Below are 20,105 nucleotides of genomic sequence, written 5' to 3' on the forward strand. Positions count from 1 at the left end.
AGTGAAGGGACCCGACGCAGGAGGGCCAAGCCAGGAGCAGGGCCTTGGTTACTTTTTGGCTCTTGAAAAAGTAACTCGCCGAAGGCGAAACAGGTCTGGCGTTAGCCAGAACCCGTCAGCACCACCATCAACAACGGATCCGCCAATAAACCCAGTGTCACCCTAAACCCAAATCATCCTGATTCCAGCCATAAAAAAACCCTGCTCAAGAGCAGGGTTTCTTCTACCTCACCGAACCCTCAAAGCCCGGCGTGCTGCACCAGAGACAACAACGGCTGCGGGTAAACACCCAGGAAGAACGCCAACAGCGTAATCCCCAACAACATCACACCACCGGCACGCTGCGCCCAATTGAACGGCGCATCGTGGCGCTGAATCTTCGAGTCCTGCAGATACAGCGTCACCATCACCCGCAGGTAATAGAACACACCAATCGCACTGCCGATCACCAGCGAACCGGTCAGCCACCACAAGTGAGCCTCGACACCGGTTGCAATGATGTAGAACTTACCGATAAAGCCCGTCGTCAACGGAATACCCGCCAGCGACAGCATCATCACCGTCAACACGGCCGTCAGGTACGGACGACGCCAGAACAGGCCACGGTATTCGAACATCGCATCGGCGTCGCGACCGCTGTACGGCGACGACATCAAGGTGATCACACCGAACGCGCCCAGGCTGGTCAGCACGTAAGTCACCAGGTACACGCTGATCGCTTCAACCGCCAGACCTTTGCTGGCGACCATCGCGATCATCAGGTAACCGAAGTGAGCGATGGACGAATAGCCCAGCAGACGCTTGAGGTTGTTCTGAGTCAGCGCCAACAGGTTACCGATCAGGATCGACGCCACCGCAATGACCGACATCACGTCCGTCAGCACACCGCTGCTGGCCGCCGGAGAGATCTGGAACAGACGCACCAGCACACCGAACACCGCGACCTTGCTGGCGGTGGCCAGGAACGCCGCCACCGGGGCAGGGGCGCCTTCGTACACGTCCGGCGTCCACAGGTGGAACGGCACCAGCGACAGCTTGAAGCCCAGACCGATCAACATCATGCCCAGACCCAGGCTGGCGATCGGGCTTGGCATACCGGTGGCCGCGATGGCCTTGCCGATTTCGCTGAAGCCCAGGCTGCCCGCTTCGGCGTACAGCAGCGCCATACCGAACAGCAGGAACGCAGACCCTGCCGCCGAAAGCACCATGTACTTGATACCGGCTTCCAGCGAACGCTTGTTGAAGAAGGCATAAGCCACCAGACCGTAGACCGGCACCGACAGCAGTTCCAGACCGATGAACAGGCTCGCCAGGTGTTGCGAGGCGACCAGCACCATGCCGCCGGCAGCGGCCATCAGGATCAGCAGGTAAAGCTCTTCACGGTTGCCCGGGTAACCGGCCTTGCCTTCACCCAGGTAGGCGTGAGCCAGGGTGACGCACGCCAGAGTGGAGACCAGAATGATGCCGATATACAGCAGGGCAAAGCTGTCGATCTGCAGCAGAGGCGTAACCACCAGCGGCGCGACCTTGAGGGCCGGGTAAATCGACAGCAGGGCCAGGTTGAGTCCTGCCACGGTCAGCAGGAACGATTGCGAGTGATTGCGACGCCATGCGATGCCCAGCATCACCACCACAACGGTGATGCTGGTAATCAGCAGCGGCGCCAGCGCAATAAAGTGTTGAATCGTCAGGTCCATAGCGCTCTTACCGGGCCGAAGCGAGTTGAGTGAAGGCGGTGCCGAGCCATTGCTGCACGCCATGCATGGTCGCCGAGGAAGTGTCGAGAACCGGCTGCGGGTAGATACCCAGCAGGACCAGCAACACGGCCAGGCCCAGCACCATGATCAATTCCCGTCCATCCATGCCTTTGAGAATCTCTTCGGTCTTTGCAGGGCCGAAGTAGGCGCGGTGGATCATGATCAGCGAGTAGACCGAACCGAACACCAGGCCGGAAGTGGCGATGGCGGTGATCCACGGTGCGCTGACGAAGGTGCCGATCAGGATCAGGAACTCGCCAACGAAGTTACCGGTGCCCGGCAGACCCAGAGAGGCGGCTGCGAAGAACAGGCTGATGGCCGGCAGGTAAGCGATCTTGTTCCACAGGCCGCCCATCTCGCGCATGTCACGGGTGTGCAGGCGCTCGTACAGCTGACCGCTGAGGATAAACAGTGCAGCGGCCGACAGACCGTGGGCCAGCATCTGAACCACGACGCCTTGCAGCGCCTGCTGACTGCCGGAGTAGATACCGATCAGCACGAAGCCCATGTGCGACACGCTGGAAAACGCGATCAGACGCTTGATGTCGGTCTGGGCAAAGGCCAGGAAGGCACCGTAGAAGATCCCGATCAGGCCGAGGATCATCGCGATCGGTGCGAACTCTGCCGACGCGTTCGGGAACAGCGGCAGCGCAAAACGCAGCAGACCATAAGCGGCGGTCTTCAGCAGGATACCCGCCAGGTCCACAGAACCTGCGGTCGGTGCCTGGGCGTGCGCGTCAGGCAACCAGGAATGCAGCGGCACGATCGGCAGCTTCACCGCGAAGGCAATGAAGAAGCCCAGCATCAGGATGTACTCGGTGCCGTGGGACAGTTTGGTCTTCAGCAGGTCGGCGTAGCTGAACGTGATGACGCCGGTCTGATTGAAGTGCACCAGCACCAGGCCCAGGATCGCCACCAGCATGATCAGGCCGCTGGCCTGAGTGAAGATGAAGAACTTGGTCGCGGCGTAGATACGAGTCTTCTTGCCGTCTGCCGAGCTGTGACCCCAGAGCGCGATGAGGAAGAACATCGGCACCAGCATCATTTCCCAGAAGAAGAAGAACATGAACAGGTCGATGGCGAGGAACACGCCCACCACACCGCCCAGGATCCACATCAGGTTCAGGTGGAAGAAGCCGACGTTACGCTGGATTTCTTTCCACGAGCAGAGGACCGAGAGGACACCCAGCAGACCGGTCAGCAGGATCATCAGCAACGACAGGCCATCGAGCGCCAGATGGACGCTGATGCCAAAGCGCTGGATCCACTGGGCCTTGAATTCAACCGCCCAGGTGGGGTCGACGCCAGGAGCCGGTGCGTAGGTGTACGTACCGGTGCTCCACAGCCACAGCGCCAGCGCAGTCAGGAGGGACATCGTAACCAGCGCAATCCAGCGCGGCAGGGTAGGGCCGAAGCGCTCACCTTGCCAGCACAACAGGCCGCCGATAAAGGGGATCAGGATTAGCCAAGGCAGAATCATGACGGGCTCAATTCCTTTTCGTAAGTCGCAAGGTTCATGTCATATAGACTCATCAGACCAGCACAATCGCGCCGAGTACCAGTACGGCACCTGCGGCGATCGAAGCGGCGTACCAGCGCAGCTGACCGGTTTCAGTACGGGTCATCAAGCCGTTACCGGCTTTGACCAGACGCGGGATCACACCAATCGTGTGGTCGAGCGGGTCGCCACGCAGGATGCGGCTGATTGCCAGGTAAGGTTTGACGAACAACACGTCATACACCCAGTCGAAGCCCCATGCCGCGAACCACCAGGCGGACAGGAATCGCCCCGGACCGCTGTTGGCGATGGCCGTGACCAGACGACGCTTGCCCAGGAACAGCACCGCGGCCAGCAGGATACCGGCCAGGGCGATGGCGCCCGAGGCGATTTCCAGACTGTGCTTGGCTTCGCCACCGGCATGACCGGCGCTTTCCGGCAGCACGCCCGCCAGTGGCGGATGAATCCAGGCACCGATGAACGTCGACAGCACGATCAGCACGCTCAGCGGCAACCAGTGGGAGATCCCGTGGCCAGCGTGAGCTTCGGTCTTCGCTTCGCCGTGGAAGGCGATGAAGATCAGGCGGAAGGTATACAGCGAGGTCATGAAGGCACCGACCAGACCTGCATACAGCAGGTACTGATGGCCGCTGGCGAAGGCTTCCCAAAGAATTTCGTCCTTGGAGTAGAAACCTGCAGTCACCAGAGGCAATGCCGCCAGGGCCGCGCCGCCGACGATGAAGCTGGTGTAGGCCAGTGGCAGTTTCTTCCACAGGCCGCCCATCTTGAAGATGTTCTGCTCGTGGTGGCAGGCCACGATCACCGCACCGGATGCAAGGAACAGCAGGGCCTTGAAGAAAGCGTGGGTCATCAGGTGGAAGATCGCGCCTTCCCATGCACCCACACCCAACGCCAGGAACATGTAGCCGATCTGGCTCATGGTCGAGTAGGCGAGGATACGTTTGATGTCGGTCTGAACCAGTGCCGCAAAACCTGCCAGCACCAGGGTCACACCGCCGACGATGCCGACCAGGTGCAGGATGTCCGGCGCCAGGGCGAACAGGCCGTGTGTACGGGCGATCAAGTAAACACCGGCGGTTACCATGGTGGCCGCGTGAATCAGTGCGGAAACCGGGGTAGGACCGGCCATCGCATCCGCCAGCCAGGTCTGCAGCGGCAGTTGCGCGGATTTACCGACAGCGCCGCCCAGCAGCATCAGGGTGGCTAGCACGATCCAGAAGTCGCCGACCTTGAAGTGCTGCGGTGCACGTACCAGCAGTTCCTGGATGTTCAGCGTGCCCAGTTGCTGGAACAGGATGAACAGGCCGATGGCCATGAACACGTCGCCGATGCGGGTCACGATGAAGGCTTTCAGTGCCGCGTTGCCGTTGTTGCGGTTGCTGTAATAGAAACCGATCAACAGGTACGAACACAGGCCCACGCCTTCCCAACCGAAGTAGATGAACAGCAGGTTGTCGCCCAGGATCAGGAACAACATGCTGGCAATGAACAGGTTGGTGTAGGCGAAGAAGCGCGAGTAACCGTCTTCACCGCGCATGTACCAGGACGCGAACAGGTGGATCAGGAAGCCCACGCCGACCACGACGCCCAGCATGGTGATGGACAGGCCATCGACATACAGCGCGAAGTTAGGGTCGAAGCCGTCAACCGACATCCAGCGCCACAGCACCATGGTCAGGTTACCGCCTTCGGGCGGCGAGACGTTGAACTGGAAGATCACGTAGGCGGCCACAATGGCCGACAGGCCAATGGAGCCGACGCCGATCAGGGCAGACAGGTTTTCCGACCATTTGCCGCGTGAGAACGACAGCAGCAGGAAGCCGATCAGAGGGAATACGAAAGTCAGAAAGAGTAGGTTCATCCGCGCATCTCGCTGGCAGCGTCGATATCGAGAGTGTGGAAGCGGCGATACAGTTGCAGCAGGATCGCCAGGCCAATGCTGGCCTCGGCTGCGGCAAGGCTGATCACCAGGATGAACATGATCTGGCCGTCAGGCTGCGCCCAGCGGCTACCCGCCACGACGAAAGCCAGTGCGGCTGCGTTCATCATCACTTCCAGGCTCATCAACACGAACAGAATGTTGCGGCGTACCAACAGGCCCGCCAGGCCGAGGCAGAACAGGATGCCGGCGACGGCCAGCCCGTGTTCCAGAGGGATTTGTGCATGCATGGGATTACTCCTTCGCCTCGTTGCGGCCGACATGGAACGCCGTCACCGCTGCGGCGAGCAGCAGCATCGAGGCGAGTTCGACCACCAGCAGGTACGGACCGAACAGGCTGATGCCCACGGCCTTGGCGTCCACGGTCGTGTGGCCGATACCGGCGCCGGTGGAGTTGGCGAACAGCACGTACAGCAGCTCCGCCAGCAGCAGGCCACCCAGCAGGATCGGGCCCAGCCAGATGCCGGGCTTGAGCCAGGCGCGTTCTTGCTGAACCGAGGCCGGGCCCAGGTTCAGCATCATCACCACGAACACGAACAGCACCATGATGGCGCCAGCGTAGGCGATCACTTCCAGAGCACCGGCAAACGGAGCGCCGAGACTGAAGAAGGTCATGGCCACGGCGATCAGCGAAATGATCAGGTAGAGCAGGGCGTGCACCGGGTTCGTGTTGGTAATCACCCGAAGGGTGGCTACAACAGCGATGCCGGATGCGAAATAGAAAGCGAATTCCATCTTTCTTCCTTAAGGCAGCAAGCTCTTGACGTTGATGGGCTCGGCTTCGTTCTGCGCAGAGCCTTTCGGCTTGCCGGCGATCGCCATACCTGCAACGCGGTAGAAGTTGTAGTCAGGGTTCTTGCCGGGACCGGAGATCAGCAGATCTTCCTTCTCGTACACCAGATCCTGACGTTTGAACTCGGCCATTTCGAAATCCGGGGTGAGCTGGATCGCGGTGGTCGGGCAGGCTTCTTCACAGAGACCGCAGAAGATGCAACGCGAGAAGTTGATGCGGAAGAAGTCCGGGTACCAGCGACCGTCTTCGGTCTCCGCTTTCTGCAGCGAGATGCAGCCGACCGGGCAGGCCACGGCGCACAGGTTGCAGGCCACGCAGCGCTCTTCGCCATCGGGGTCGCGCGTCAGCACGATACGACCGCGGTAGCGAGGCGGCAGGTAAACCGCTTCTTCCGGATATTGCAGGGTGTCGCGCTTACGGAAGCCATGGCCGAAGACCATGATCAGGCTGCGTAGCTGGGTACCCGTACCCTTAACGATGTCGCCAATATATTTGAACATGGGTCAAATCCTCACTGAGCCGCCAAGACGACCGCAGCGGTCACTAGCAAATTGATCAGGGTCAGTGGCAGGCAGAACTTCCAGCTGAAATCCATCACCTGGTCATAACGCGGACGCGGGATAGACGCGCGAAGCAGGATGAACAGCATGATGAAGAACGCGGTTTTCAGGACGAACCACATGAACGACAGTTGCGGCAGGATGTTGAACGGACCGTGCCAGCCACCGAAGAACAGGGTCACCAGCAGTGCCGAGATCAGGATGATCCCGATGTATTCACCGACGAAGAACATGCCCCACTTCATGCCGGCGTATTCAATGTGGTAACCGTCGGCCAGTTCCTGTTCCGCTTCCGGCTGGTCGAACGGGTGACGGTGAGTCACGGCGACGCCAGCGATGAAGAAGGTACAGAAGCCGAAGAACTGCGGAATGATGAACCACAGGTGATCGGCCTGGTACTGAACGATGTCGCCCATGTTGAACGAGCCGACCTGAACGATGATGCCCATCAGCGACAGGCCCAGGAACACTTCGTACGAGACGGTCTGTGCCGAAGCACGCAAGCTGCCCAGCAGGGCGTACTTGTTGTTCGATGACCAGCCGGCGAACAGCACCGCGTAGACCGACAGACCGGCCATGGCGAAGAAGAACAGCAGGCCGATGTTCAGGTCTGCGACGACCCAGGTCTGGGTGACCGGGATGATCGAGAACGAGATCAGCAACGCACTCATGGCCACGACCGGCGCCAGGGTGAAGATCATCTTGTCGACGAAGGGAGGGTTCCAGTCTTCCTTGAAGAACATCTTCAGCATGTCGGCGGCGATCTGGAACATACCGAACGGGCCAACGCGGTTAGGACCGTAACGGTCCTGCCACCAGCCCAGCAGACGGCGTTCGACGAAGCTGAGCAGCGCGCCGCAAACCACCACGGCGAGCAGCACCACGATGGCCTTCACGACGGCGATGATCGAGTCGATCACTTCAGGGGTAAACCACGTGGTCATTGTGCTGCCTCCTGCAGACCTTCAACGGTTTTCCCGGCCAGCGCCGGAGGAATGCCCGCCAGACCCGATGGCAATGCCACCAGACCGGCGCCCAGGTCTTCGTTGATGCGCAGTGGCAGACGCAGGGTCTGACCGGCAACGTTGAGGCTGAGCATGGCACCGTCGTTGACGCCCAGGCGGTCCGCTTCGGACTTGGCCAGTGCGACATAGGCCGCCGGAATACGCTCTTGAACCGGCGCGGCTTTGGACGAGGTCTCGTCGCTGCCGAACAGGTGGTAGAACGGCACGACCTGCCAGGTCCCTTGAGCAGGGGAGAAGGCACGCGGCACGCTGGAGAACCAGCTCAACTTGTCGCCGCTGCTTTCGATCAGGCGCACGCCCGGGTCGCCCGCACGCAGATGACCACCGACTTCGTCCTGGAACTTGTTCCACGCTTGCGGCGAGTTCCAGCCCGGCGACCAGGCGAATGGCACCTGGGAGCGAGGTTCGGCGGAGCCCGAGTAACCTTCCATCGAGAACGAGAACGCGGTGTCCTTGTCCTGCGAGGTGCGTGGCTCATGCACGCTGATGTTGGCGCGCATGGCGGTCCGGCCGCTGTAACGCAGCGGTTCGCGAGCCAGTTTCAGGCCTTTGATACGGAACGCGGCGGAAGGCGCTGCACCGACGATGCCGGCCAGTTGCGCGTTGCTCGCGGCACAGGCTTCGGTGACGTGATCCAGTTGGGTCCAATCCACCGGCTTGTTCAGCAGGGTGGCGCGCAGGGCATGCAGCCAGCGCCAGCCTTCGTGGATCTGGATGCTGGCGTCCAGGTAGGTCGGATCGTAGACCTGGAAGAAGCGCTGGGCGCGGCCTTCCTGGCTGACCAGCGTGCCGTCGCCTTCAGCGAAGCTGGCGGCCGGCAGCACGAGGTGCGCGCGGTCGGTGGTCGCGGTCTTCTGATGGTCAGCAACGATCACCACTTTCGCGGCCTTCAGTGCGGCCTCGACGGTCGCCGCATCAACGCGGGTGAACAGGTCGTTTTCCAGCACGACGATGGCGTCGGCCTTGCCCGAGATCACCGCTTGCAGCGCGTCATCGACCGAATCACCACCGAACAGGGTCAGACCCATGCTGTTGGCTTCCGGAACGATCAGGCTCAGGGAGCCATTCTTCTCGCGCAGTTTCAGGGCTTTGGCGATGTTCGCAGCGGCTTCGATCAGCGCGCTGGAACCCAGCGAGGCGCCGGAGACGATCAGTGGACGCTTGGCGGCCAGCAATGCATCGGCGATGCGTTGAGCCAGTTCCAGTGCTTCGCTGTCCAGGCCGGTGACGGCCGGCGCGCTTGGGTCGATGGCGTGTGCCACGGCGAAACCGATGCGGGCCAGATCGTCGGGAGCGGCGTGTACGCACTCTTCGGCGATATCGTCCAGGCGGGTTTCAGCCAGACTGGCGATGAACAGCGGGTTCATCTCGTGCTGGCCAATGTTTTTCACCGCAGCGTCGAGCCAAGGCTGGACTTTCATCGCAGCGGCCATGTCTTCGGCTTTGTTCTTCACCAACTGACGCAGGCCCAGCGCCATGCGCGCAGCGGTCTGAGTGACGTCTTCGCCGAGGATGAACACCGCGTCGTGCTCTTCGACTTCACGCAGGGTCGGAATCGGCAGCGGGCTGTCCTTCAGGACCTGTGCGATCAGGCGCAGACGCGCAAGCTCACCGGCTTCGATACCCGAATAGAAGTGCTCGGCACCGACCAGTTCGCGCAAGGCGAAGTTGCTTTCAAGGCTGGCACGCGGCGAACCGATACCGACGATGTTGCGGCCGCGCAGCATGTAGGCAGCCTTGTCCAGCGCAGCGTCCAGGCTCAGCTTGACATTGCCTTCGGCCAGCAGTGGCTGACGTGGACGGTCGGTGCGGTTGACGTAGCCATAACCGAAACGGCCACGGTCGCACAGGAAGTACTGGTTCACCGAACCGTTGTAGCGGTTCTCGATACGGCGGATTTCGCCATAACGTTCGCCCGGGCTGATGTTGCAGCCGCTGGAGCAGCCGTGACAGATGCTCGGCGAGAACTGCATGTCCCACTTGCGGTTGTAGCGCTCGGAGTGAGTCTTGTCGGTAAACACACCGGTCGGGCAGACCTCGGCGAGGTTGCCGGAGAACTCGCTTTCCAGCGTGCCGTCTTCGACGCGACCGAAGTACACGTTGTCGTGGGCACCGAACACACCGAGGTCGGTGCCGCCGGCGTAGTCTTTATAGAAGCGCACACAGCGATAGCAGGCGATGCAGCGGTTCATCTCGTGAGCGATGAACGGCCCCAGTTCCTGGTTCTGGTGGGTGCGTTTGGTGAAGCGATAACGGCGCTCGTTGTGGCCGGTCATCACCATCATGTCCTGCAAATGACAGTGACCGCCTTCCTCACAGACCGGGCAGTCGTGGGGGTGGTTGGTCATCAGCCATTCGACGACGCTGGCGCGGAACGCCTTGGACTCTTCGTCGTCGATGGAAATCCAGGTGTTGTCAGTGGCGGGCGTCATGCAGGACATGACGATACGACCACGGGTGTCGTTCTCGTCGGTGTACTGCTTGACGGCGCACTGGCGACAGGCGCCAACACTGCCAAGTGCTGGGTGCCAGCAGAAATAAGGGATGTCGAGCCCCAGCGACAGACAGGCCTGTAACAGGTTGTCTGCGCCATCGACTTCGAGCGCTTTGCCGTCTACGTGGATAGTAGCCATGGTTCAAAGGTCTTCGTTGGCCCGGTGTCAGCGGGCGTGGCTAATGGAATCTCGGTGCTGCTCCGGTTCAAACAGCCGTCAGGCGCAATCGGAGCAAAGGGCAGTGGTCTTTTGAATCACTGCCCGGTCAGTCTTGTTATGCGCCGACTATCGTGGGCGCTTTGCCAGGAACCAGGCCCGCTGTCGCACGTGCTGCCGGTGCGATGCCTGCCTCGAATTCCGGACGGAAGTATTTGATCGCGCTGCCCAGAGGTTCCACGGCGCCCGGTGCGTGGGCGCAGAAGGTCTTGCCTGGGCCGAGGAAGTTGACCAACCCCAGCAGCGTCTCGATATCGCCCGGTTGACCCTGGCCGTTCTCGAGCGCTCGCAGCATCTTCACGCTCCACGGCAAGCCGTCGCGGCAAGGTGTGCAGAAACCGCACGACTCCTGGGCGAAGAACTCTTCCATGTTGCGCAGCAGCGACACCATGTTGACCTTGTCGTCCACCGCCATCGCAAGACCGGTACCCATCCGGGTGCCGACCTTGGCCACGCCGCCGGCGTAGAACGCGCAGTCGAGGTGTTCGGGCAGCAGGAAACCGGTACCGGCACCGCCTGGCTGCCAGCACTTGAGCTTGAAGCCGTCGCGCATGCCGCCCGCGTAGTCTTCGAACAGCTCACGGGCCGGCAGGCCGAAAGGCAATTCCCAGATGCCCGGGTTCTTCACCTTGCCGGAGAAGCCCATCAGCTTGGTGCCGTGGTCTTCACTGCCTTCGCGGGCGAGCGACTTGTACCAGTCGTTGCCGTTGTTGACGATCGCCGGGACGTTGCACAGGGTTTCGACGTTGTTCACGCAGGTCGGCTTGCCCCACACGCCAACGGCGGCAGGGAAGGGCGGCTTGGAGCGCGGGTTGGCGCGACGGCCTTCCAGGGAGTTGATCAATGCGGTTTCTTCACCGCAGATGTAACGCCCGGCGCCGGTGTGCACGAACAGCTCGAAGTCGAAACCGGTGCCCAGGATGTTCTTGCCCAACAGACCCGCGGCCTTGGCTTCAGCCACAGCGCGGTTCAGATGCTTGGCCGCAGTGACGTACTCGCCACGCAGGAAGATGTAGCCGCGATAGGCCTTCAGCGCGCGAGCACTGATCAGCATGCCTTCCACCAGCAGATGGGGCAGTTGCTCCATCAGCATGCGGTCTTTCCAGGTGTTCGGTTCCATCTCGTCCGCGTTGCACAGCAGGTAGCGGATGTCGAGGGATTCGTCTTTGGGCATCAGGCCCCACTTCACGCCCGTGGGGAAGCCCGCGCCGCCACGACCCTTGAGGCCGGAGTCCTTGACCGACTGAACGATTTCGTCAGGCGTTTGCTGGGCGAAGGCTTTACGGGCAGCGGCATAGCCGTCTTTGGCCACGTACTCGTCCAGCCACACCGGCTCGCCGTCGTCGCGAAGACGCCAGGTCAGCGGATGGGTTTCCGGCGTACGGGTGATCAGGTTGGCTGGACCGAAGGAAGTGATGGTCATACGTAACCCTCCAGCAGCTGGGCAACGCCCGTCGGCTGCAGATTGCCGAAAGTATCGTCGTCGATCATGACCGCCGGTGCCTTGTCGCAGTTGCCCAGGCAGCAGGCCGGCAGCAGCGTGAAGCGGCCGTCGGCCGTGGTCTGACCCAGGCCGATGCCCAGCGTGCTCTGAATCTCGCCGACGATGTCTTCGTGACCGGCGATGAAGCAGACCATGCTGTTGCAGACGCGAATGATGTGACGGCCAACCGGTTGACGGAAGATCTGGCTGTAGAACGTGGCCACGCCTTCAACGTCGCTGGCAGGGATGCCCAGCACTTCGCCGATCGCGTAGATGGCGCCGTCCGGCACCCAGCCGCGTTCTTTCTGGACAATTTTCAGGGCTTCGATGGACGCCGCGCGCGGGTCCTCGTAGTGATGCATTTCGTGCTCGATGGCCGAGCGCTCGGATTCGCTCAGGGCGAAACGGTCTGTCTGGATAAGCGTGCTGTTCATGCTTAGCGGTCCACGTCGGCCATAACGAAGTCGATACTACCCAGGTACGCGATCAAGTCCGCGACCATGCTGCCTTTGATCACCGAAGGGATCTGCTGCAGGTGCGGGTAGCTTGGGGTGCGAATCCGGGTACGGTAGCTCATGGTGCCGCCGTCGCTCGTCAGGTAATAACTGTTGATGCCCTTGGTCGCTTCAATCATCTGGAAGGATTCATTGGCCGGCATGACCGGGCCCCACGAAACCTGCAGGAAGTGCGTGATCAAGGTTTCGATGTGCTGCAGCGTGCGCTCTTTCGGCGGCGGCGTGGTCAGCGGGTGATCCGCCTTGTACGGGCCTTCCGGCATGTTGCGCATGCACTGGTCGATGATCTTGATGCTCTGGCGCATCTCTTCGACGCGGACCATGCAGCGATCATAGGCATCGCCGTTGTGTGCCAGCGGCACTTCGAATTCGAAGTTCTCGTAACCCGAGTAAGGACGCGCCTTGCGCAGGTCGAAGTCGCAACCGGTGGAACGGAGGCCGGCACCGGTGACACCCCATTCCAGGGCCTCTTTGGTGTTGTAGGCGGCAACGCCGATGGTACGACCCTTGAGGATGCTGTTCTGCAGGGCGGCCTTGGTGTATTCGTCCAGGCGCTTGGGCAGCCACTCGACGAAATCCTTTACCAGTTTTTCCCAGCCGCGTGGCAGGTCGTGAGCGACACCACCGATGCGATACCAGGCCGGGTGCAGACGGAAACCGGTGATGGCTTCGATCACCGTGTAGGCTTTCTGGCGGTCGGTGAAGGTGAAGAACACCGGGGTCATCGCGCCCACGTCCTGGATATAGGTACCCAGGAACAGCAGGTGACTGGTGATACGGAAGAACTCGGCCATCATGATGCGGATGACGTCGACCTTCTCGGGCACCTTGATGCCGGCCAGCTTCTCGACCGAGAGCACGTACGGCAGGTTGTTCATCACGCCGCCGAGGTAATCGATACGGTCGGTGTACGGGATGAAACTGTGCCAGGACTGACGCTCGGCCATCTTCTCGGCACCACGGTGGTGGTAGCCGATGTCCGGAACGCAGTCGACGATTTCTTCACCGTCCAGTTGCAGCACGATACGGAACGCACCGTGAGCGGACGGGTGGTTCGGACCCAGGTTGAGGAACATGTAGTCCTCGTTGGTGCCGGAACGCTTCATGCCCCAGTCTTCCGGACGGAAGCGCGCGGCTTCTTCTTCCAGTTGCTGTTTGGCCAGCGTCAGGCTGTACGGGTCGAATTCGGTGGCGCGGGCAGGGTAGTCCTTGCGCAGCGGGTGACCTTCCCAGGTCGGCGGCATCATGATGCGGCTCAGGTGCGGGTGGCCCGGGAAATCGATCCCGAACATGTCCCACACTTCACGCTCGTACCAGTTGGCATTCGGCCAGATGCTGGTGATGGTCGGCACGCTGAGGTCGCCTTCGGACAAGGCGACCTTGATCATGACGTCGCTGTTACGCTCTACCGACAGCAGGTGGTAGAACACCGTGAAATCGGCGTCCGGCAAGCCACGGCGCTTGGTGCGCAGGCGCTCGTCCACACCGTGCAGGTCGTACAGCATCGAGTACGGCTTGGGCACGTTGCGCAGGAACGTCAGGATTTCGAACAGTTTTGCACGGGCGACCCACAGCACCGGCATGCCGGTGACAGTGGATTGGGCGGTGAACGCCTCGGCGCCAAAGCGGTTGTGCAGTTCAACGACGACATCTTGGTCGTCAGCCTTGTAAGGCGGGATGTACAGAGCGGTGTCTGCAGTCATAGGTCTCGATCGCTATCGGTCAACGTACAGAATGAACCCAGGTTCAGGCTTCTTTTTGTAAAAGAAAAACTGGATCAGACTTCGTCGGGGCTGCGCAGGTTTGTCACAGCAATACGCTGTTCGCGGCGCTGTTCCTTCTGCGACGGCATCTCGGCGCGATACACGCCTTGGTCGCCGACGACCCAGGAAAGAGGACGACGCTCCTGGCCAATGGATTCCTGCAGCAGCATAAGGCCTTGCAGGAATGCCTCTGGGCGGGGCGGGCAGCCGGGCACATAGACATCCACAGGCAGGAACTTGTCCACGCCCTGGACTACAGAGTAGATGTCGTACATGCCACCGGAGTTGGCGCACGAACCCATGGAGATGACCCATTTAGGCTCGAGCATTTGCTCATACAGACGCTGGATGATCGGCGCCATCTTGATGAAGCAGGTACCGGCGATAACCATGAAATCCGCCTGACGCGGTGATGCCCGGATGACTTCGGCGCCGAAGCGTGCGATGTCGTGGGGCGCCGTGAAGGCGGTGGTCATTTCCACGTAGCAGCAGGACAGACCGAAGTTGTACGGCCAAAGGGAGTTCTTGCGACCCCAGTTGACAGCACCGCTCAGCACGTCTTCGAGCTTGCCCATGAAGATGTTTTTGTGGACTTGATCTTCTAACGGATCGGAAACGGTTTCCCGTTCGCCGATGGGGTACTGCTCGTTAGGAGCATCCGGGTCGATCCTGGTGAGATTGTATTGCATTGCCAAAGCCTCATTGTTTTAGCTTCGCCTGCCGATTACGACGACCTACGGGAGCCCAATCGAGCGCCCCTACACGCCATAGGTAGACAAGACCTGCCAACAGAATTGCTATGAAAACGAGAGCTTCGGCGAAGCCGGTCCAGCCGCTTTCGCGGACGGACACAGACCAGGCGTACAGAAAGAGGGCTTCAATATCGAAAATCACGAACAGCATCGCGACCAGATAGAATTTTGCGGAGAGCCGCAGGCGGGCGCCGCCTGTGGGCAGCATGCCGGATTCGAACGGTTCGTTCTTGCTGCGGCCCCAGGCTTTGGAACCCAGCAGGCTGGAGAGGCCGAGCATGAAGGCACAGAGGCCGATAACGCCCAAAAGGAAAATGGCGAAGCCCCAGTTGTGGGCAATCAGACCTGTCGATTCGGGCATGCTGGCAGTCCTTAACAGAGAGCAAGGGTCTCTGAGCTTGAAAAGAAGTAGAAGCAGTGACGATATGTCGCAGTGCGATCAATTCCGGGATTTTATGTGCAAAAGGAGGGCAAGTAAATTTTCTACATCAAATTTATTCGTAGGATTAATGAGATAAGTCACGGTTTTGGTACGCGAGCCCCTATGGCACGGGCATTACGGCACATTTTGTTAATTATGTTTCCCACAAACGGTAAAGAAAATCGACCGGGTCAAATGATAATTAATATCATTTGAGTCATGTTTTAGGGTGTGTCACTGAAACGTGACGAAGTTGACGTTATTGCGATCGTCAAATGAAAGGTTAATAAGCGACGGTGTTAATTAACTCGGTGTGCCCGATATGAGGCGTCTATGAGGTCATTGTTGGCGTTGTAAGCAGCTTATTGGCAGTGCTGAAAACACAAAGGTCGCCCGGAGGCGACCTTGTGTTTTAGAGAAAGAAGCTCCGAAAAATCGGCACTCAGTGGAACTGTTCTTCCTCGGTGGAGCCAGTCAGTGCGGTCACCGAGGACTTGCCACCCTGGATGACGGTGGTCATGTCGTCGAAGTAGCCGGTGCCGACTTCCTGCTGGTGCGCCACGAAGGTGTATCCCTTGGCGGCGTCAGCGAACTCCTGCTCTTGCAGCTTCACGTAGGCGGTCATGTCGTTGCGGGCGTAGTCGTGCGCCAGGTTGAACATGCTGTGCCACATGTTGTGGATGCCCGCCAGGGTGATGAACTGATGCTTGTAGCCCATTGCCGACAGCTCGCGCTGGAATTTGGCGATGGTGGCGTCGTCCAGGTTCTTCTTCCAGTTGAAGGAAGGCGAGCAGTTGTACGACAGCAGTTGGTCCGGGTATTCCTTCTTGATCGCTTCGGCGAAACGGCGAGCCTCGTCCAGATCCGGCTTGGCGGTTTCACACCAGATCAGATCGGCATACGGCGCGTACGCCAGGCCACGAGCGATGGCTTGATCCAGGCCAGCGCGCACCTTGTAGAAACCTTCGGGGGTGCGGGTGCCGGTCACGAACGGCTGGTCGTACGGGTCGCAGTCGGAGGTCAGCAGGTCCGCAGCGTTCGCATCGGTACGCGCCAGAATGATGGTGTGTACGCCCGCAACGTCAGCCGCCAGACGTGCCGCGACCAGCTTCTGCACCGCTTCCTGTGTAGGCACCAGCACCTTGCCGCCCATATGGCCGCACTTCTTCACCGACGCCAACTGGTCTTCGAAGTGCACGCCGGCAGCGCCCGCCTCGATCATGCTCTTCATCAGTTCGTAGGCGTTCAATACGCCGCCGAAACCGGCTTCGGCGTCAGCCACGATCGGCGCGAAGTAGTCGATATAGCCTTCGTCGCCCGGGTTCTTGCCGGCTTTCCACTGGATCTGGTCGGCGCGGCGGAACGAGTTGTTGATGCGCTTGACCACGGTGGGCACCGAATCCACCGGGTACAGCGACTGGTCAGGGTACATCGACTCGGCGGAGTTATTGTCCGCGGCGACTTGCCAGCCGGACAGGTAGATCGCCTGGATGCCGGCTTTGACCTGTTGCACCGCCTGGCCGCCAGTCAGGGCGCCCATGCAGTTGACGAAATCCTTGTCGGGACGGAAGGACGGCTTGGCGCCCTGCGTCACCAGATTCCAGAGCTTTTCAGCGCCCAGTTTGGCGAACGTATGTTCTGGCTGGATCGAGCCACGCAGGCGGACGACGTCAGCAGCGGAGTAGGTGCGGGTCACGCCTTTCCAGCGTGGATTCTCGGCCCAGTCTTTCTCGATGGCTGCAATTTGTTGTTCGCGTGTCAGTGCCATGGGGTAAACCTCGTCGCATTGTCTGGTGAGTCTTGAGGTGAAAGCTCTTTGCTCCGCCGACGCCCTACGGTTTTTCAGGCGCACTTGTGGCTGCTCACTGAATCGGAAAGCATTGCGTTCAAGCCTGTTTTTTTTCGCGGTCACGATGGTGATGCGATGAAACCGCCTTTTGGGCGTAAAAGACGCGAATCGGCTCAACTTGGTTGAGTTTGAGCACGATCCTGAGGCTTTCTGCGAAAACCTCCAATCAGTGGGAGCGAGGCCATCATGCCTTGACGGTTTTGCTTCGTCAAACACTTTGTAGTGCTTTTTTAGTCGCACTACATCTTTTGTCTAATACGACCCGTCAGTCAGTTTCAGGCCCAAAGGTACTGATACCGCAAGGCCGCTCTGGGACTCGGTGGTCACGAGGTGGGAGGGGTTATGTAGTGCGAAAATGCGCACTACATAAGTTGCCGGAGTGCGCTTACATTCGTCATGGGGCCGGAGGATCAATCCAGGCTGTCGACTTTGACGCGCAGCGTCATGTCATCGCGACCTTGGGTGGAGTAGCGGCGCGCGACGCCTTGTTCGTCGGCTCGGGACTGATCACTGACGCCCGCCAGCGTAATCCATTCACCGAGCCTGCCACTGACCTGTGTGTCCGTACTCTGCACCTTGATCGCGTCGGCGCGTTGCTGGCTCATGCGGTCGTTGTTGGTGCTGATGTTCAGGTGAACGATGTCGCCGGTGACGCTGGCTGTCACGTAGAAGCCGCGCGTGACATTGCGGTACTGGGTATTGCTCTGGGCGTAACCGTACGAGTCGGTCTGCACGTCGGTGATCGGGATGCTTTGACCGACCTGAATCAGCGCGGGCGTGCCTTCATTCGCCTGAACCTGCTGCACGCCGCCGTCACGGCTGGCGGTGCCATAGTTGATGATGCGGGTCTGGCTGTTGGCGCTCACCCGGCCGTTCTGTGAGCGGACAGTCCCGTTGACCGAGTAGCCCTGATCGTTCTGAACGGTGTTGTCGCTGGTGTCGACACTGATCAGAAGGCGTTTCGGCGCGGTGTCCAGCTGGGACAGCAGGTCGCGCAGCTCATTGATCTTGCTTGGTTCGGCATTGACGATCAGCTTGTTGCCGTAGGCATTGACGCTGCCCTCGTCGCCCAGAAATGACTTCACCGTGGGCATCAGGTCGTCGCTGGTGCGGTAGTTGAGGGGAATGACTTCGGTGGCGGCAACGGCCGTGAAGCTGCAAGCCAACAGCATCGAAGCGAGCAGGGTACGTAACGACATCGGTGTGATCTCCGCGAGGGGGCGCATCAAAGCGTTGAGTGTGACAGTTTGTCGGCCTGGACTTGGCCAAATTGAATCGCAGACAGCAGAACGCCCCGGCGTCCTGGTTTCAGCATAGCCAGCTGAGCCAGGAGCGGCGGGGCGTTCGCTTTTGAGTGGCGCGCGATTCAGCGTGAGCTGCGCACCATGTCAACGTGAGGCAGGCCGGCTTCGAGGAACTCTTCGCTGACCACCGTGAAGCCAAAGCGCTCGTAGAACGCCGTGGCGTATACCTGGGCGCTCAGCTTCTGCTCCTTGAGATCGCGTTGCTCTGCCTCGGCGATCACGGCCGTCAGCAGTGCGTCGCCGACGTTTAGCCCGCGCCAGTCCTTGAGCACCGACAGGCGCCCGATTTCGCCATCAGGCAGCAGACGAGCGGTGCCGACCGGGTAGTCGCCTTCCAGTGCCAGGAAGTGCAGGGCGCCTGCGTCTTCGGCATCCCATTCCAGTTCGGGCGGTACCGATTGCTCGGCAATGAACACGGCTTCGCGAATGCGCCGGATATCGGCGTTGTCTTTCTGCCAGTCAGCTACCCGTACACGGATCTTATTCATCAGCAAACCCCAGACTTCCTTGTTTGACCAGCTCGCAGAGCAAGCTGCGACCGTCTTCATCCGCCAGCCACTGGCCCAGATTATCCATATGCAGTGCATCGGCCGCGCAGACCAGTTTCAACAGCTCGCGCAGACGGCCGGGCAACAGACGGCTCTGGCCGCTGGCGAACAGCAGCAGGTCGTCATCGACTTCGGACCACGCCAGGCGCGCGCTCGGGTTGCGGATCAGAATCGCACCCTGTTCCAGGCTGTCGAGCAGGTCGGCGTCGTCCAGTTCCGGGCCGGTCACCAGTTCCGGGTAACGCGGCTCGGTCATGAACTGGCCGAACCAGGTCAGCAGCAGGCGCTCGTCACCCATGTGTTCGGCCAGCAGCGCCTTGAGGCGGTCAAGGGCGTCACGCTGGATTTGGTGCGGGTCGCTGACCGGCTGTGCATCGGCATCGGTGTAGCGTTCTTCGTCAGACATGAACTGGCTGAGGAAATCGGTGAAGTGAGTCAGCACTTCAGCTGCACTTGGCGCGCGGAAGCCGACCGAGTAGGTCAGGCAGTCGTCCACCGCGACACCCCAGTGGGCCAGGCGCGGCGGCAGGTAGAGCATGTCGCCCGGTTCCAGGGTCCATTCTTCGGTGCCCTGAAAGTCGGCGAGGATGCGCAGGTCCGCATGCTCGAGCAACGGGCTGTCGGCGTCGCACATCTGGCCAATCTTCCAGTGGCGCTTGCCGTGGCCCTGAAGCAGGAACACGTCGTAGTTGTCGAAGTGCGGGCCGACGCTGCCACCCGGTGCGGCGTAGCTGATCATCACGTCATCGATGCGCCAGCTTGGCAGGAAGCGGAAGTTTTCCAGCAGCTCGGCCACTTCCGGGACGAATTGGTCAACGGCTTGTACGAGCAACGTCCATTCGGTTTCGGGCAGCTTGCTGAACTCGTCCTCGGGAAACGGGCCGCGACGCATTTCCCACGGGCGCACGCCGTTTTCGATGATCAGGCGCGACTCGACTTCTTCTTCCAGCGCCAGGCCGGCCAGTTCGTCAGCGTCGAGCGGGCTTTCGAAATCCGGGATCGCCTGACGAATCAGCAGGGGTTTTTTCTGCCAGTAATCACGCAGGAATTCGCGCGCGGTGATGCCGCCAAGCAGCTGAACAGGAATATCAGGATTCATGTGTAACCTATTGAAAAAGCGTGTTTTTCAGACCGGAATAAAAACGCCCGGCTCAGCCGGGCGTTCA

General features: G+C 60.4%; 17 protein-coding genes. All 17 read right to left on the reverse strand.

What is annotated here, in order from left to right; translation table 11 throughout:
* Positions 1-239: 239 nt before the first annotated feature.
* Positions 240-1,697 (reverse strand): NADH-quinone oxidoreductase subunit NuoN, encoded by a 1,458-nt coding sequence (gene nuoN / locus AB4N84_RS19335; RefSeq protein ID WP_074755340.1) that lies wholly within the window; start codon positions 1,695-1,697, stop codon positions 240-242.
* 7 nt (positions 1,698-1,704) lie between these two features.
* Positions 1,705-3,237: an NADH-quinone oxidoreductase subunit M gene (gene nuoM / locus AB4N84_RS19340; protein ID WP_074755338.1), complete on the reverse strand. Its 1,533-nt coding sequence runs from the start codon at positions 3,235-3,237 to the stop codon at positions 1,705-1,707.
* Between the two features lie 52 nt (positions 3,238-3,289).
* Positions 3,290-5,137 carry an NADH-quinone oxidoreductase subunit L gene (gene nuoL / locus AB4N84_RS19345; RefSeq protein ID WP_460042683.1) on the reverse strand — a complete coding sequence of 616 codons (1,848 nt, stop codon included), beginning with the start codon at positions 5,135-5,137 and terminating at the stop codon, positions 3,290-3,292.
* Positions 5,134-5,445 carry an NADH-quinone oxidoreductase subunit NuoK gene (nuoK, locus tag AB4N84_RS19350; RefSeq protein WP_062380726.1) on the reverse strand — a complete coding sequence of 104 codons (312 nt, stop codon included), beginning with the start codon at positions 5,443-5,445 and terminating at the stop codon, positions 5,134-5,136. Before nuoK ends, nuoL begins: the two co-directional genes overlap by 4 nt.
* Before the next feature lie 4 nt (positions 5,446-5,449).
* Positions 5,450-5,950 carry an NADH-quinone oxidoreductase subunit J gene (gene nuoJ / locus AB4N84_RS19355; RefSeq protein ID WP_062380728.1) on the reverse strand — a complete coding sequence of 167 codons (501 nt, stop codon included), beginning with the start codon at positions 5,948-5,950 and terminating at the stop codon, positions 5,450-5,452.
* Positions 5,951-5,959: 9 nt separating this feature from the next.
* Positions 5,960-6,508 carry an NADH-quinone oxidoreductase subunit NuoI gene (gene nuoI, locus AB4N84_RS19360; protein WP_042559871.1) on the reverse strand — a complete coding sequence of 183 codons (549 nt, stop codon included), beginning with the start codon at positions 6,506-6,508 and terminating at the stop codon, positions 5,960-5,962.
* Between the two features lie 11 nt (positions 6,509-6,519).
* The gene (gene nuoH / locus AB4N84_RS19365) at positions 6,520-7,512 is read right to left on the reverse strand and encodes an NADH-quinone oxidoreductase subunit NuoH (RefSeq protein ID WP_074755334.1); all 993 of its coding nucleotides are present in this window, start codon (positions 7,510-7,512) and stop codon (positions 6,520-6,522) included.
* Entirely contained in the window at positions 7,509-10,226 is a 2,718-nt protein-coding gene (gene nuoG / locus AB4N84_RS19370) for an NADH-quinone oxidoreductase subunit NuoG (RefSeq protein WP_460042685.1), read from the reverse strand. The genes nuoH and nuoG overlap by 4 nt, the downstream gene beginning before the upstream one ends.
* Positions 10,227-10,362: 136 nt before the next feature.
* Positions 10,363-11,727, reverse strand: coding sequence for an NADH-quinone oxidoreductase subunit NuoF (nuoF, locus tag AB4N84_RS19375; RefSeq protein WP_074755330.1), 1,365 nt, complete (start codon positions 11,725-11,727; stop codon positions 10,363-10,365).
* On the reverse strand, positions 11,724-12,221 hold the full coding sequence (gene nuoE, locus AB4N84_RS19380; RefSeq protein WP_074755328.1) for an NADH-quinone oxidoreductase subunit NuoE: 498 nt from the start codon (positions 12,219-12,221) through the stop codon (positions 11,724-11,726). Before nuoE ends, nuoF begins: the two co-directional genes overlap by 4 nt.
* 2 nt (positions 12,222-12,223) lie before the next feature.
* Positions 12,224-14,005, reverse strand: coding sequence for an NADH-quinone oxidoreductase subunit C/D (gene nuoC / locus AB4N84_RS19385; protein ID WP_074755326.1), 1,782 nt, complete (start codon positions 14,003-14,005; stop codon positions 12,224-12,226).
* A 74-nt stretch (positions 14,006-14,079) separates the two neighbouring features.
* Positions 14,080-14,754 carry a NuoB/complex I 20 kDa subunit family protein gene (locus AB4N84_RS19390; RefSeq protein WP_074755324.1) on the reverse strand — a complete coding sequence of 225 codons (675 nt, stop codon included), beginning with the start codon at positions 14,752-14,754 and terminating at the stop codon, positions 14,080-14,082.
* Positions 14,755-14,764: 10 nt separating this feature from the next.
* Entirely contained in the window at positions 14,765-15,178 is a 414-nt protein-coding gene (locus AB4N84_RS19395; RefSeq protein ID WP_062380742.1) for an NADH-quinone oxidoreductase subunit A, read from the reverse strand.
* A 502-nt stretch (positions 15,179-15,680) separates the two neighbouring features.
* Positions 15,681-17,006, reverse strand: coding sequence for an isocitrate lyase (gene aceA, locus AB4N84_RS19400; RefSeq protein ID WP_460042686.1), 1,326 nt, complete (start codon positions 17,004-17,006; stop codon positions 15,681-15,683).
* Between the two features lie 491 nt (positions 17,007-17,497).
* On the reverse strand, positions 17,498-18,286 hold the full coding sequence (locus AB4N84_RS19405) for a secretin N-terminal domain-containing protein (RefSeq protein WP_074755320.1): 789 nt from the start codon (positions 18,284-18,286) through the stop codon (positions 17,498-17,500).
* Positions 18,287-18,453: 167 nt separating this feature from the next.
* Positions 18,454-18,879: a GNAT family N-acetyltransferase gene (locus AB4N84_RS19410; RefSeq protein ID WP_074755318.1), complete on the reverse strand. Its 426-nt coding sequence runs from the start codon at positions 18,877-18,879 to the stop codon at positions 18,454-18,456.
* On the reverse strand, positions 18,872-20,038 hold the full coding sequence (locus AB4N84_RS19415) for a ribosomal protein uL16 3-hydroxylase (protein WP_074755316.1): 1,167 nt from the start codon (positions 20,036-20,038) through the stop codon (positions 18,872-18,874). The genes AB4N84_RS19410 and AB4N84_RS19415 overlap by 8 nt, the downstream gene beginning before the upstream one ends.
* Between the last annotated feature and the right edge of the window lie 67 nt (positions 20,039-20,105).

The organism is Pseudomonas sp. S2_H01 (assembly GCF_054668305.1).

Excerpts from the sequence above, each read along its gene's own strand:
- nuoC (WP_074755326.1), bottom strand. The coding sequence starts at position 14,005 with ATGACTGCAGACACCGCTCTGTACATCCCGCCTTACAAGGCTGACGAC.
- nuoL (WP_460042683.1), bottom strand. The coding sequence starts at position 5,137 with ATGAACCTACTCTTTCTGACTTTCGTATTCCCTCTGATCGGCTTCCTG.
- nuoM (WP_074755338.1), bottom strand. The coding sequence starts at position 3,237 with ATGATTCTGCCTTGGCTAATCCTGATCCCCTTTATCGGCGGCCTGTTG.
- nuoH (WP_074755334.1), bottom strand. The coding sequence starts at position 7,512 with ATGACCACGTGGTTTACCCCTGAAGTGATCGACTCGATCATCGCCGTC.
- AB4N84_RS19405 (WP_074755320.1), bottom strand. The coding sequence starts at position 18,286 with ATGTCGTTACGTACCCTGCTCGCTTCGATGCTGTTGGCTTGCAGCTTC.
- nuoF (WP_074755330.1), bottom strand. The coding sequence starts at position 11,727 with ATGACCATCACTTCCTTCGGTCCAGCCAACCTGATCACCCGTACGCCG.
- nuoK (WP_062380726.1), bottom strand. The coding sequence starts at position 5,445 with ATGCATGCACAAATCCCTCTGGAACACGGGCTGGCCGTCGCCGGCATC.
- nuoJ (WP_062380728.1), bottom strand. The coding sequence starts at position 5,950 with ATGGAATTCGCTTTCTATTTCGCATCCGGCATCGCTGTTGTAGCCACC.
- AB4N84_RS19390 (WP_074755324.1), bottom strand. The coding sequence starts at position 14,754 with ATGCAATACAATCTCACCAGGATCGACCCGGATGCTCCTAACGAGCAG.
- aceA (WP_460042686.1), bottom strand. The coding sequence starts at position 17,006 with ATGGCACTGACACGCGAACAACAAATTGCAGCCATCGAGAAAGACTGG.
- nuoE (WP_074755328.1), bottom strand. The coding sequence starts at position 12,221 with ATGAACAGCACGCTTATCCAGACAGACCGTTTCGCCCTGAGCGAATCC.
- nuoN (WP_074755340.1), bottom strand. The coding sequence starts at position 1,697 with ATGGACCTGACGATTCAACACTTTATTGCGCTGGCGCCGCTGCTGATT.
- AB4N84_RS19415 (WP_074755316.1), bottom strand. The coding sequence starts at position 20,038 with ATGAATCCTGATATTCCTGTTCAGCTGCTTGGCGGCATCACCGCGCGC.
- AB4N84_RS19410 (WP_074755318.1), bottom strand. The coding sequence starts at position 18,879 with ATGAATAAGATCCGTGTACGGGTAGCTGACTGGCAGAAAGACAACGCC.
- AB4N84_RS19395 (WP_062380742.1), bottom strand. The coding sequence starts at position 15,178 with ATGCCCGAATCGACAGGTCTGATTGCCCACAACTGGGGCTTCGCCATT.
- nuoI (WP_042559871.1), bottom strand. The coding sequence starts at position 6,508 with ATGTTCAAATATATTGGCGACATCGTTAAGGGTACGGGTACCCAGCTA.
- nuoG (WP_460042685.1), bottom strand. The coding sequence starts at position 10,226 with ATGGCTACTATCCACGTAGACGGCAAAGCGCTCGAAGTCGATGGCGCA.